We start from the raw sequence: 12,419 nt of genomic DNA on the forward strand, positions 1-12,419 counted from the left end.
CGGCAACGGAAGGGCGGCTCCGGCCGCCTTTTTTTGAGCCCGCATCCAACACTCAAATATAAGGACTGTTCCGAAATGCTGATCGACAAACCGATCGACGAATTGCGCACCTATCTCGGCAGCTCCCCGCTGCCCGAGGATTTCGACTCGTACTGGGATGAATCGCTGGCCGAACTGGCCGCGCTGCCGCCCGAGATCGAACTGATTCCATCCGAATTCCAGGCTCCGAATGCGGAGTGCTTCGACCTCTGGTTCACCGGCACCGGCAACGCCCGGGTCCATGCCAAGCTGCTCCGGCCGGCCGGGGCGACCCGGAAACACCCGGCCGTGGTCCAGTTCCACGGTTACTCCGGCAATTCGGGGGACTGGTGCGACAAGCTCAATTACGTCTCGGCCGGCTTTACGGTCGCATCGCTCGACGTGCGCGGTCAGGGCGGCCCTTCGCAGGATGTCACGCCGGTCACGGGAACGACGCTGCGCGGCCACATCATCCGCGGCGTGGACGACCCCGACCCGAAGAAACTGCTGTTCCGCAACATCTTTCTCGACACCGCCCGGACCGCCCGGATCGTCATGGCGATGGACGATGTCGACGAAACCCGCGTCGGCGCCATGGGCGGCTCGCAGGGCGGCGGCCTCACCCTCGCCTGCGCCGCGCTCGTGCCGGAGCTGAACCGCGCTTCCGCGACCTTCCCGTTCCTCTCGGACTACCGCCGGGTCTGGAACATGGATCTCGCCAAGGCCGCCTACGATGAGCTGCAGTACTATTTCCGCTGGTTCGACCCGACTCATGCGCGGGAGGAGGAGTTCTTCCGCCGTCTCGGCTACATCGACGTCCAGAACCTCGCGCCGCGCATCCGCTGCCGGATCATGATGGCGACCGGGCTCATGGATACGGTCTGCCCGCCGTCGACGCAGTTCGCCGCCTTCAACAAGATCACGGCGCCGAAAGAGCACGTGTTCTACCCGGACTTCGGCCACGAAGGGCTGCCCGGACACAACGACCGCACGTTCCGGTTCATGACGGACATGCTGAAGTGAGAGGAACATGGAAGAATCCATTCATAAACTGATCGAGGGTTTCCGCAGTTTCCACAACACCTGGTTCGCCGGCGACTCCGAATTGTTCGACAAGCTCCGGCACGGACAGCATCCGCGCGCATGCGTGATCTCCTGTTCCGACTCCCGGGTCGATCCGGCGATTCTGCTCGACACTGACCCGGGCGATCTTTTCGTGATCCGGAACGTGGCGAATCTGGTTCCGCCGTACGAACCGGATACGCGCCACCACGGCGTCAGCGCCGCGCTCGAATATGCGGTTACAGAGCTCGGAATCGGGCACCTGATCCTGCTCGGGCACTCCGACTGCGGCGGCATCAAGGCGCTGATGCGGCGCAGTGCCGAAGAACCGGCCGGGCAGTTTCTCGACCCGTGGCTCGACCTCGCGGAGCCGGCCAAGCTCGCGGTCAACGCCTCGATGACGGAATCGCCGGAAACGACCCGCTGCCGCGCCTGCGAGGAGGCCTCCCTGATTCTCGGGCTCGAGAATCTGCTGACCTTCCCATGGGTCCGCGAACGCACCGGCACCGGCAGCCTCACGCTGCATGCGTGGTATTTTCACATGCCGAGCGGGCAGCTGTTCCGGTTCGACCGCGACCGCAACGGCTTTTTCCGGCTCGACAACAACCTTCTTCACCCAACCGGAGACCAAGAGTGAGTACTGAATCATCCCGCGAAGAGCTCGAAGCCCTGCCGTTCGAGCAGGCACTTGAAAAACTGGAAGCCCTGGTCGCCAGAATGGAGACCGGCAAACTGCCGCTCGAAGAGCTTATGCAGAATTTCGAAGCCGGCAGTGAACTGGCGAAAATCTGCCGGGCCAAGCTCGATACGCTCGAACGCAAAATCGAGCTGCTGACCCGCGACGACGGCGACCGGGGGAGCTGGACCGACTTCGAAGCCGAAGTCCCCTCCCCGACCCGGAACGCGCCGCAGGACGACGAAGGGATGCCGTTCTGAGGAGCGCTCACGCTCCCGGTCAGGAGCCGAGCTTCCGGCCGGTTGCCTTGTCCACCTGATAGAGCAGCCGGTCGGCGAAGCGGAAATCGAATCCGTCGCCGGTCAGCTTGCGCAGTTCGTCGAGGTAGCGGAAATAATAGTCGGCCGCCTCTTCCGGTCTGGACGGAATCTCTCCTGCGCCGAGCACGACGAAACCGTTCCGTGCATTCAATGTCTGGAACGTGCCGGGATTCACGAACCGCAGAATCGCGGTCGCCATGGTAAGCCCGACGTTCCGGCAGCCGAGCAGCCGCAGAAAGAGCTCCTTCCCCTCCCTGTGCTTCCCCGGAGCGATCTTCGCCGCGCCGGCAAGGTCGCGGAACAGGGTGTCGTCGATCTCCGGATAGCGGTTCAGCTCCCAGAGCACGATCTCGTACAGCGCGGCCCGGGTCCAGTTCTCCGGGCGGCTGCCGAGATCGAGCGAATCGAGCCGCTTCATCAGCGGAGTCTGATACTTCGGGATCTTCGCCTCCCACTCGTCGAAACTCCGGATTCCCTCCGGCAGGGCTTTGTCCAGATCACACCTCTTCATTTCCCCTCCTCCTTCTTCTCCGGTTCAAATGCCGAGCGGACTTTTCTCCTCCGGCAGAAACGCCTTGAAATTGGCGTACAGCTCATCGAGCTTGTTCAGATAGTAGGCGACGTTTTCATCGCGCTCCCCGGCCGGCGCCTCCGACAGCAGCTTCGCGTTGTCGACCACCGAGACTTTCTTCTTCTCGCCGGTCAGGTAGTAGGTCACCTGGTCGCCGGCCTGAAAGTCGAGCTTCGAGCGGATGGCGAGTTCGTAGGCGGCGCTGCGCCGCCCGGTTCCGGCAGCCAGTTTCCGCTTGTAGGTTTCGGGCGAATCGTTCAGGTTCTCGCTTTTGGCGAGGTCCGCAAGCGGCAGCTCGCGCCGCTCGATCTCTCCGCGCATCTTCTCGTACATCGCCGGAACCGACGCGAAATCGCGCTTCAGCAGCAGCTCGACCAGACGCGAGATGAACCGCCGCTGGAACGGCTCGAGACCGCGCGATTTCAGAGCCGCCCCCGTGATGCTGACCGTTCCGTCGAGCCCGAGCAGCGCATAATTCTTGCTTTTGTAGGAGAACATCGCGGCGTAGGCGGAGTCGAGCTCCACCTCGATGCCGGGCGGCAGCGCCCCCTGAATCCGTTTCTGAAAGGCGCTCTTGCCGGTCACCCCGGCCGGCGGCTGGAAGTAGATGCCGTCGGTGTCCATCTCAAGGACATTCGCGCCCGACGAGGTCAGGAAATCGAGCATCATGGTCAGGATCTCCCGCCCGCGCGCCGTGACCCGCTCGGCAAGGTCGTAGTCGTTGAACGTCCCCTGCGAAAATCCGAGATAGCCGTAGAACGAGTTGATGAGGATCTTGAACGTCCCCTGCAGCGCCTTCAACTCGTTCTGTTCGGCCGGATCGCGCGTGGAACGCATCGCGTCCTTCGCCTCGAGCCGGAAGGTCCGCAGCGCATCGAGCAGCCGGGGAAACACGCGCAGACCGTCGCGCGACGGCGCCCATCCCTCGGCCAGCAGAATCGACGGATACAGCGAGCGCACGTCGCAGTGCCAGACGTTCTCGAACACGCCGACCTCGTCCGCCCGGGTCAGCGCCCCCGCGAAACGGCGGGCCGGCTCCGGCAGCGGCAGCGAATGCCGCGCTTTCAGGTACTCGGAGACGAAAAGCGCGTCGAGGCTCGTGCCGCTGCCGCGGACGATCACATCCTGATACTTCATCGGCAGGATCGACGTCTGGTAGAAGTAGCTCGGACTCAGGAGCGCCCCGAGGCTCCGCGTCTCACGCACGTCGTCGAGCGCATAGGCGAGCAGCAGCGCGCGCTCTTCCTCCCACGCCTGCGAAATCCGGGCTCCGTCGATGTAGGTGCGCTCTTCGGAGGCGAAATTGAAATGCTTTGCCAGGTACTTGAGGTTGTAGGACTCGAGATCGCGGTTCGACACGTCGTACATCATCGCAAGGTGCAGCGTATCGACCACATGCCGTCCGAAGAGGTCGTACCGGGTATAGTTGATGATCCGTTCAGCCAGGCTGAACCGGCTCGACCGCTTCTTCGGCGTCGCGCCGCCGCGCCCGAGCGTCAGCCGCACCTTGTGCCGCTTCGCGCGCGCCTCGAGATACGGCAGGTCGAAGCGGCAGAGGTTATGCCCCTCGATCACGTCGGGGTCGCGTTCCGCAACCGTCCGCACGAACGTTTCGATCAGCTCTTTTTCGCCCATCGCATCCTGCGACAGCGCCAACTCCCAGCCGGTGGAGTCGCACATCGAAATAATGACGATCTCGTCCCCCGCACGGTCCGGATTCGGAAAGTCGAAGCCCGGCGTAGTCCTGACTTCGAGGTCGAACTGAAGCCGCCGCAGTTCCCGGAATTCCATCCCGGCGAACAGCCGCGTCTCCTCCTGCTGCAGAATCTGCTGTGCGTAATCCCGGAAGACGAAATACGCCCCCCGGCCTTTTTTCAGGTGCTTCAAAGCGAGTTCATACTCCGAGACGGTCGGAAACTTCGCCAGGAAACGGAAAACCATATTCCCGTCGAACGGCGAAACCGCCGCCGTGCCGGAAAAATCCTCCAGCTGCTCCGGCGCACTCAGCAGCAGCATCGGCGTAAACGGCACCGTCTCCTGCCGGAATCCGCCGCCGTCATGATAGAAGAAAACCGCATCGTCATCGCGCGTCTCCACGGCAACCACGCCGCTGCGCCTGGAATTCACGAGTTTTTCAAGAAACATGCCCCACCTCCATCCTCACTGGATTGTCATATGCAGGAATGTACCACCTCCGCGCCGTTTTCGCAACCGCCGCACTGGAAATATGCATCTTTCTTCCCGCATCCAACCCTGCGGAGGTAAAGCCGGAACGAGCATCAGCGCAGTTTGAGCGTCGCCAGCGCGATCAGCGCAAAGACGCCGGAGAGAATCCAGAAGCGGACCACGATCTGCGTTTCGGTCCACCCCCGCCGCTCGAAGGTGTGGTGGATCGGCGTGCACGGGAAAATCCGTTTCCCGGTCAGCTTGAAGTACGGCACCTGCAGCATGACCGACCCGGCCTCCATGACGAAAACCCCGCCGACCAGGATCAGCAGCACCTCCTGCCGCACGAGCACGGCCAGAAATCCGACCGCGCCGCCGAGGGCGAGGCTGCCGGTGTCCCCCATGAACATCGAAGCCGGGTGGCAGTTGTGCCAGAGAAACCCGATGCAGCCGCCGCAGACCGCAGCGGCGAACACCATTCCCTCGCCCGCACCGGGAATGAACGGGACCTTCAGGTAGTTCGCAAACACCGCATGCCCCATCAGGTACGCGAAAGCCGCGTAGGTCAGCGTGCAGAAGATCGTGCAGCCGGTCGCAAGGCCGTCCTTGCCGTCGGTGAGGTTCACCGCGTTCGAGGTCGCCACGACGGTGCCGACTGCCACCAGCACCGTCCACGGCGTGCAGATGAGCACCGGGTCCTTGAAAAACGGCACCATGAAATCATCCATGTACGGCCCGACCTCGGGCATCAGGAAAAGCGCCCAGACGCCGAGCCCGGCGATCACGATCTGGCACAGCAGCTTGTACCGCCCGGGCAGGCCGTCGCGGTCCTTGTAAACGACCTTGCGGTAATCGTCGTAAAAACCGACCAGCGCAAAGGCGAACGTCGAGACGACCAGCAGGATCGAAATCGGGCTGCTCATGACGTTCCAGAAACAGGCCGAAATCAGAATGCCGCCGATCATGAGAATCCCCCCCATGCAGGGTGTCCGGCTTTTCTCCTTGTCGATGAATTCGGCGGGGACCAGCCCCTCCAGCCGTTCGCTGGTCCTGACATTGAGCCTGCGCAGCCAGCGGGCCGTTCTGCCGCCGAGCAGAATCACGATCAGGAAGGCGGTGAGCGCCGCGCCGCCGGCGCGGAAGGTCACGTAATCGAACAGGCGAAACGGCAGGAAATCGTTACCGAGCAGCGAAAGAAGGTACAGCATTGGCGTCAAAAATCTCCGGAAAAAATGTTATGGGCAGGTATGCGACATACTATATGCCCCTTCCCGTTTTTTTCCAGTCGCGGAGACAACAAAATCGCAAGAAAAAGCGCCCGGGTTCCAACTGCCGGAAGCCGGGCGCGGCACAAGAAAAAATTCACTCCTGCAAAGCGGCGGCGGCCACCCGCAGCAGCACGGAACCGAGTTCCCGCGCCTTCGCCGCATCAAGCACACAGCCGCGCATGTTCGCATACGGAATTTCGAGCGCCAGCGCGGCCCGGACGAAATCGAATCCTCCGCAGCAGCAGCTCAGCATCCGGCCCTTCGCATAATTCTCCGCCGTGTTCCAGCCGGTGCCGAAACGGATGTTGTCCGAAGCCGAATACGGCAGCCCGGGCGGCAGTTCGCGCTCAAGCCGCGCGGCCCATGCATCCATCGCCCGCTCCATCCGTCAACAACCGGACGGCGACATTTCCGCCCGGAAAATCCGTGCCGATCCGCATCGGAAGCGCCTCCTATTCCGCCTCCTGCACGAAGGTCTCCGCATTACGCGGGGAGTATGCGTGCGTGCGTCCCTGCTTCCAGACGATCTTTTTCGGCGCGGAGATGCCGTTGTAGAGCGCGGCCACGCCGGAGGGCGGACAGACGTAATCGCCGAGCCCGGCTTCGATCGTGACCGGACATTTGATCCGCGTCCCGAAAAAGGCCGAATCGATGTAATCGAGCCCCGGCGCATAATTCGGGCGCCATCCCCTGAGCCGCCCCCGCGTAATGCCGGAGAGATCGCAGAGCCACGGAATTCCGGCAAAGCACTGCGTCACATCCGGATCGAGCGCGGCGGCCGCCAGCGCCTGGAATCCGCCCTGGCTGCCGCCGGAGACGGCAAGCGTCTTCCCGTCCCACTCCGGCAGACTTTTCAGATACTCCAGGGCACGCAGCAGCCGCAGGACCATCCCCCTGAAATAGGTCGTCTCACGCTCCCGGTTCTCGTCGTCGCGGAAACCGTAGGCGCGGAGTTTTCCATTCTTCAACTCGTTGTAATAAGACTCCGGCCGCCCGTTCTCAATGCCGTGGGCGTTGATCTGGAAGGCGATGCGTTCCTTCCCCTGCTTCACCGGCCTGCTTGCGCCGACCACGGCGTAGCCGCGGAACAGAAGCTCCGCCTCCAGCGACTTCGGCTCCGCATTCTTCGGCATGCAGAGGTATCCGGAAACCGGCATGCCGCCGGCGCAGGCGATCTTCAGGTCATAACACTTCACGGCGGGATCTCCGCTGTCGACCTCCTCCATCTCCAGGACCTTGAGCGGGATCTTCGCCAGTTCCGCCTTCTGTGCGGCCCAGAAGGCGTCGAAATCCTCCGGAATTTCCCCGCCGCCGATCTGCCCGACCGCCGCGCCCGCGCCGCCGTCGAAGCCGAACTTGTCCCTGCCGCGCATCAGCGGCTTGCCGTCCGCATCGAACGGATCGACCTTGATCCGGACGAAGCCGGGCCGGTCTATCGAGGTCTCGATGACCAGCGGAGAATCCGACGAGGCTTCGCCGCTCTCCTTCCTGCCGTCATCCCCGGTGCGCGTCCATACGAGCTTTTTGCCGGGGAGCGGTTCGCCGTCCTCGAGAAGCCGGAGCGTGAAGGTCATCTTCTCCCCCAAAGCATATTCGAGCGGAGACTTGTCGGTTTTGCAGGAGAACGAAAACTCCCCGGCCCGGAGCGCCGCGGCAGCCAGAGCGAAGAGCAGGAGAACGAGGCGGAAACGCGTTTTCATTCCGCCGCCTCCGCCGTCAGGGTGAACTTCTCGCCGGAGGGATTGCCGTTGTGACCGGCCGACTGGGTGTAAACGATCTCCTTCGGCCCCTTCGCCTCCTCATAGATCACGGCCATGCCGGAGGGCGGACAGACGTAATCGCCGAGTCCGGCCATGAGTTTGACCTTGCCGTCGTAGCGCCGCATATGGTAGATCGTGTCGTAATACTTCAGCGCCTCGGTCGGCCTGATGTGCCAGGTGCCGCGCAGATGTCCCATCGCCGCACCACCGATATCGCACATCCACGGCTGGTTCAGAACGGCTTCAGTCACATCCCCGTCGAGTCCGGCGGCGATGCCGGCCTGCATGCCGCCCTGGCTGTGGCCCTGCACGGTCAGATTTTTCCCGTCCCACTCCGGCAGGCTCTTCGCATACTCGAGCGAGCGGATCAGCCGCAGCATCATGCCGTTGAAGTAGGTCGTCTCCGGGTCCTCATTCTCTTTCCGGTCGAACGCATACCCCTTGAGCTCCCCCTTGGAAAGCTCCGAATAGTACTCCTTCGGCTGGCCGTTCAGGAAACCGTGCGCGTTGACCGAAAGCACGATGCGGTCCTTCGCCATGCCGTCGTTCTTCCCGATCGGATAGACGCCGTAACCGAAATAGACCACGGTGACCGGCAGCGACTTCGGCTTCGCGTTCTCCGGCATGCAGAGGTAGCCGGACATCGGCTTGCCGCCGGGGGCGCTCACCTTCACATCATAACAGACCACGCCTTTGGCGCGGCAGTCGACCGGAACGCGCTCGAGCTCCTTCATCGGAACGGCCCTGACCCGCTCCTTCTGCCGCTCCCAGAACGCGTCGAAATCCTTCGGCTCGGGAGCGACCGGCAGTCTGCCGGGCTCAACCGCCGCTCCGGAGGTGACCGTCACGGCCCGCGAACCGTTTTTCAGCGCGGAACCGTCCGCGTCGGCGGCCTTCACGCTGAGCCGGATGAAGCCGGGCTTCGTCCCCTTCGTCACGACCTTCACCGGAGCGCCGGATTTCGCTTCGCCCTTTTCGACCACGCCGTCGTCGCCGCGCCGCTCCCAGGAGATCAGTTTTCCCGCCTCCGCCGGTTCGCCGTCCTCGCAGAGCTCGACGGTGAAGACGACCGGCTCGCCGATCTTGTAGGAAACCGCCGGCTTGTCGGTTTTCACCCGGAACGAGAAGATTCCCTTTTTCGCCGGCTTTTCGGCCTTTTCGGCCTTTTCAGCCTTCGCCGGGGCGGTCTTTCCTGCTTCGTTCACCGACGTGCATCCGGCCATCAGCAGAAAGCAGGCGAGCGCCGCCGCGGAGAGCATGGAGTGGATTGACATGAGATTTCTCCTGTGTTCCCCGAAAAGCTGCCGTTTCTTCGGCCACGGGCCTCGGGTCCCGCCTGCGGCGGGCTTCGGGCGCATTCCGGGGGGGCCCCGCTCTTTCAAGAGAGAGGCATGGTTAATGTTTCAATGGCCTCGAATACCATTTGTTTGATTGTGTGATATCCGATCACTTTTCGATCGATTTGTATCCCCGCCAGAGCAGAACGCATAGAACGACCAGCATGGCGCCGACCACAAGCACGAGCCCCCGGCGCATCCAGTTGACCTTCTCCGGGTGCCAGTCGGGATTCGGCCTCTCCGGCCCGAGCGCATAGCGAACCGGCGCCTCCGCCGGAGGCTTCGCAATCGAGACGCCGTGCGAATCCCCGCCATACGCGAGGGTCAGCAGCGGGGACGCGTCGCCGAATACGGCCTCGTAAACCGGGGAAAGCGCCGTCACCGAGCAATTTTCCAGCGGCGCAAGCCCTTCGTTCCGAATCACGATGCGATAAAACGGGAAGCGGCTCTCCGGCAGGTCGAGCCGCAGCCGGCGGAACCTCCCGCCGTCGATCGAATACAGCTCTCCGTCGGCCAGCCGGATATACTTTCCACCGTCGGAACTGCCGTAAACGGTCGCCTTCCGCGCAAAATCGCCGGAGGAGGTTTCGAGTTCGAAGCCGTTGACCGGGTACGGACCGCATTCGAACGTCAGCACGGTCGTGTCGCCGTCCGCCTTTTCCGGAGACGACGGCCGCACCCGCTCGGAAAGCTCTTCCGCGACCGGCAGCTTTTCGCCGTCGAGACACGCCTCGATGCGGTCGATGCGGAGCCGCCGCCGCACGGCGAATTCGGCGTCGCCGAGAATGCCGCCGTTGACCCGCCGCCCCGGCGACGCCGCCCCTCCCGGATAATCCATGATACGGACCCGGATGACCCGGTCGCTGACCGCCGCCGGGAAACGAAACTCGCGCCGCCCGGCCTCCACCGTTCCGGAGTAGTCGAAAAACGGCTCTGCATCAAGCACGGTCCGCCAGTTTTTTCCGTCCGGCCCGGCCTCGACCCGGACGAGCTTCTCGAAATCCCGCTCGGCAGTGCGGATGCGGATCGCCGTGACCGGTTTGCCGCCCGCATTATCGAAAAGGACCCCGGCGGTCGGATCAGTCGAATCGTAACGCCGCGCCGGCAGCTTCGCCGGCAGCAGCGGGGTTTCGGAGGGAAGTGCTTCGACCGCGGCGCGGCGGACGGCAAGCGGAATCTCACGGCCGTCCGGGGCAAACAGCAGCAGCTCGCGGCGGCAGTCATCCACCCGGCGGTAAAGCTCGCGGTCCAGCCGGAACACGCCCGCCGCTCCGCTCCCCTCCCCTCGGGTCAGCGTCCTGACATACGGCTGCGCGGAAAGTTCATCCCGCCCGGCCGCGCCGAGCAGGCAGCCGGACATGAAAAGCATCGCCAGGAGCGCACGGGTCAGCATTCGATGAACTCCGAGCTGTAACAACGGCCGTCCGCCGCCAGCAGGTTGAAGAAAACCGCTTTCGCGCCGCGCGGCAGCGGAGCGGTGAAAGCACCGCCCTCGATCCGGGCCGGAACCGAACTCCACGCCCGGTCCGGCCACATGCCGGAAGCGCGCGTAAAGTTCAGAACGCCCGAAACGCCTCCGGCTCCGGCCGCGTCGAAGCCGCAGCGAACCGTCTCCCCGGCGATCTCGGGGCGCGCGAGCGACGGCAGCGCCCGGCCCTCAAGCGACGCGGCGGCAAAGTCGAACACCGTCTCCTCGCTCCAGCACTCGGTATGGTTGTGCGGATAGGCGAGCCGGACCGACAGCCGCCTGCCGGCGGCGGGAACCGCCCGGTACGACTTCCGCAGCGCGTCGAACGGAAATGCAAAATCGTTGCTGCCCGAAAAAAACAGCGTCGGGCACGCGATATTCCCGAGCCGGTGCGCCGGGTCCCACAGCTCGAACCAGCGGCGGCGGAGCTCCGGCGTCAGGCGCGGATTGTCGTACCCGAGCCCGCTCTCCGGCGTATTGAAGAATCCGCAGCCGTAAACCGGAATCGCAAATCCGTAACGGTCGTCGGTTCCGGCGGCGAGACAGGTCAGCACCCCGCCCCAGGAGATGCCGGTGACCCCGGTCCGCTCCGGATCGACGCCCGGCATCGAACGCAGCAGCGTATGCGCCGCCGCGGCCGCCCGCACCGCGTGGTACGGCCACTGCTCCTCCGGCGGCAGATCCGCCTCGTGCATGCTTTCGCTCCAGCCGGAAGGGCCGCTGAACTCATGCCGCGGCCAGCTCCGGTTGCAATACGGATTGACCGACCAGCCCGGGACGCAGCCGCAGGTATCCATCGAGATTGCCGCATAGCCGCGCCGGTTCCAGAGCGCGACCCAGTCGGCCAGCGCGGTCGCACCGCCTCCGTGAATCAGCACGACGCCGGGAACCGGGTTCTCCGGCGAAGCCCCTTCCGGCACTCCGCAGCAGGCAAAAACCCGGGTCGGCCTGCCGCGCCAGGCGGGGCCGGAGTAAAACAGCTGTTTCACGCCGGGATAATCGAAAAGAGCGGCCGGAAACACCTCCGGCATCGCATACAGCGCCTCGCGGTCTCCGAACAGCTCCATGGTTCAGTCCTCCAGCAGATCGTCGATCAGCGTTTTCACATTCCGGACGAAATCCGGGTGGCGGGTCACGCAGGGCAGATGCCCCGGCAGAAAGTTGACGACCCGCCCGCCCCAGCGCGTGAACGACTCGGTGCACTGCGGGAAGGTTCCCATGCTGATCGTGGTGTTCATCAGGATCGTGAACGGCCGGGTCTGTTCGAGCCCGGTATAGATCTCGTCCTGCGGGAAATCCATCGGAACGAGCTTTTTCACCAGCCGGTGGCGGCACTTGGCCGGAACGACCTTGTAGGGTTCATGCGGGTGGAAGCTCGCCTCGAAGCCGTCCGGGTCGTTGCCGCGCACCCAGCGGAAACCGGACGATTCGCGGAACCAGTCGTAAGGCCAGAAGGCCGAACTTGCACCGTGCAGCAGCAGCATCGGCCTGCCGGCTTCGCAGTATTTTTTCACGGCCCCGGCCGCCTTCCCGTCCGGAATCGGCAGCCCGCAGGTGTCGGCGATCATGTTCAGGATCAGCAGATCGCACTCCTTCGCCAGATCGCAGGCCGTAAAGCACGACCAGTCGTTTTCCACAAATTTCATCTGCGGGTAGTCGCCCGCGATTTCCTCATACGTATTCCGCCCGGGGGAGGTATTGAAATGGTCGTCCGCCGCAAAAAGAATCATCGTTTCACCTGTCAGAATTAAACATCGGCTCCATTCTCTTATT

12 protein-coding genes are annotated in these 12,419 nt (G+C 63.7%); 3 read left to right on the top strand and 9 right to left on the bottom strand.

Annotated features, from left to right (window positions below):
* Positions 1–75: 75 nt before the first annotated feature.
* From FYJ85_RS02800 to xseB, 3 genes are read left to right on the top strand one after another with little or no spacing between them, the layout of a single operon-like run.
* On the top strand, positions 76–1,041 hold the full coding sequence (locus tag FYJ85_RS02800) for an alpha/beta fold hydrolase (protein WP_106054915.1): 966 nt from the start codon (positions 76–78) through the stop codon (positions 1,039–1,041).
* Positions 1,042–1,048: 7 nt separating this feature from the next.
* Entirely contained in the window at positions 1,049–1,717 is a 669-nt protein-coding gene (locus FYJ85_RS02805) for a carbonic anhydrase (protein WP_106054914.1), read from the top strand.
* On the top strand, positions 1,714–2,016 hold the full coding sequence (xseB, locus tag FYJ85_RS02810) for an exodeoxyribonuclease VII small subunit (protein WP_206212942.1): 303 nt from the start codon (positions 1,714–1,716) through the stop codon (positions 2,014–2,016). The genes FYJ85_RS02805 and xseB overlap by 4 nt, the downstream gene beginning before the upstream one ends.
* A gap of 19 nt (positions 2,017–2,035) precedes the next feature.
* Here the strand turns inward: xseB and FYJ85_RS02815 are convergent, their stop codons facing one another.
* The 9 genes from FYJ85_RS02815 to FYJ85_RS02855 form a co-directional block, all read right to left on the bottom strand.
* Complete coding sequence (locus tag FYJ85_RS02815) at positions 2,036–2,587, bottom strand: hypothetical protein (protein ID WP_154416926.1); 552 nt, start codon at positions 2,585–2,587, stop codon at positions 2,036–2,038.
* 24 nt (positions 2,588–2,611) lie between these two features.
* On the bottom strand, positions 2,612–4,792 hold the full coding sequence (locus tag FYJ85_RS02820; protein ID WP_154416927.1) for a DNA polymerase domain-containing protein: 2,181 nt from the start codon (positions 4,790–4,792) through the stop codon (positions 2,612–2,614).
* A 134-nt stretch (positions 4,793–4,926) separates the two neighbouring features.
* On the bottom strand, positions 4,927–6,021 hold the full coding sequence (gene mraY, locus FYJ85_RS02825; RefSeq protein ID WP_106054910.1) for a phospho-N-acetylmuramoyl-pentapeptide-transferase: 1,095 nt from the start codon (positions 6,019–6,021) through the stop codon (positions 4,927–4,929).
* 154 nt (positions 6,022–6,175) lie between these two features.
* Positions 6,176–6,454 (bottom strand): hypothetical protein, encoded by a 279-nt coding sequence (locus tag FYJ85_RS02830; RefSeq protein ID WP_154416928.1) that lies wholly within the window; start codon positions 6,452–6,454, stop codon positions 6,176–6,178.
* A 79-nt stretch (positions 6,455–6,533) separates the two neighbouring features.
* Positions 6,534–7,781, bottom strand: coding sequence for an acetylxylan esterase (locus tag FYJ85_RS02835; RefSeq protein WP_154416929.1), 1,248 nt, complete (start codon positions 7,779–7,781; stop codon positions 6,534–6,536).
* Positions 7,778–9,115: an acetylxylan esterase gene (locus FYJ85_RS02840; protein ID WP_177995549.1), complete on the bottom strand. Its 1,338-nt coding sequence runs from the start codon at positions 9,113–9,115 to the stop codon at positions 7,778–7,780. Before FYJ85_RS02840 ends, FYJ85_RS02835 begins: the two co-directional genes overlap by 4 nt.
* A 172-nt stretch (positions 9,116–9,287) precedes the next feature.
* Positions 9,288–10,571, bottom strand: a complete 1,284-nt coding sequence (locus FYJ85_RS02845; RefSeq protein WP_154416931.1) for a hypothetical protein — start codon at positions 10,569–10,571, stop codon at positions 9,288–9,290.
* Positions 10,565–11,713, bottom strand: a complete 1,149-nt coding sequence (locus FYJ85_RS02850; protein ID WP_154416932.1) for an alpha/beta hydrolase family protein — start codon at positions 11,711–11,713, stop codon at positions 10,565–10,567. The genes FYJ85_RS02845 and FYJ85_RS02850 overlap by 7 nt, the downstream gene beginning before the upstream one ends.
* A 3-nt stretch (positions 11,714–11,716) precedes the next feature.
* Positions 11,717–12,376 (bottom strand): ThuA domain-containing protein, encoded by a 660-nt coding sequence (locus tag FYJ85_RS02855; RefSeq protein WP_158704239.1) that lies wholly within the window; start codon positions 12,374–12,376, stop codon positions 11,717–11,719.
* Between the last annotated feature and the right edge of the window lie 43 nt (positions 12,377–12,419).

The organism is Victivallis lenta, assembly GCF_009695545.1.
Classification (GTDB): domain Bacteria; phylum Verrucomicrobiota; class Lentisphaeria; order Victivallales; family Victivallaceae; genus Victivallis; species Victivallis lenta.

Excerpts from the sequence above, each read along its gene's own strand:
- FYJ85_RS02815 (WP_154416926.1), bottom strand. The coding sequence starts at position 2,587 with ATGAAGAGGTGTGATCTGGACAAAGCCCTGCCGGAGGGAATCCGGAGT.
- FYJ85_RS02835 (WP_154416929.1), bottom strand. The coding sequence starts at position 7,781 with ATGAAAACGCGTTTCCGCCTCGTTCTCCTGCTCTTCGCTCTGGCTGCC.
- FYJ85_RS02840 (WP_177995549.1), bottom strand. The coding sequence starts at position 9,115 with ATGTCAATCCACTCCATGCTCTCCGCGGCGGCGCTCGCCTGCTTTCTG.
- FYJ85_RS02855 (WP_158704239.1), bottom strand. The coding sequence starts at position 12,376 with ATGATTCTTTTTGCGGCGGACGACCATTTCAATACCTCCCCCGGGCGG.
- FYJ85_RS02845 (WP_154416931.1), bottom strand. The coding sequence starts at position 10,571 with ATGCTGACCCGTGCGCTCCTGGCGATGCTTTTCATGTCCGGCTGCCTG.
- FYJ85_RS02805 (WP_106054914.1), top strand. The coding sequence starts at position 1,049 with ATGGAAGAATCCATTCATAAACTGATCGAGGGTTTCCGCAGTTTCCAC.
- FYJ85_RS02800 (WP_106054915.1), top strand. The coding sequence starts at position 76 with ATGCTGATCGACAAACCGATCGACGAATTGCGCACCTATCTCGGCAGC.
- FYJ85_RS02830 (WP_154416928.1), bottom strand. The coding sequence starts at position 6,454 with ATGGATGCATGGGCCGCGCGGCTTGAGCGCGAACTGCCGCCCGGGCTG.
- FYJ85_RS02850 (WP_154416932.1), bottom strand. The coding sequence starts at position 11,713 with ATGGAGCTGTTCGGAGACCGCGAGGCGCTGTATGCGATGCCGGAGGTG.
- mraY (WP_106054910.1), bottom strand. The coding sequence starts at position 6,021 with ATGCTGTACCTTCTTTCGCTGCTCGGTAACGATTTCCTGCCGTTTCGC.
- FYJ85_RS02820 (WP_154416927.1), bottom strand. The coding sequence starts at position 4,792 with ATGTTTCTTGAAAAACTCGTGAATTCCAGGCGCAGCGGCGTGGTTGCC.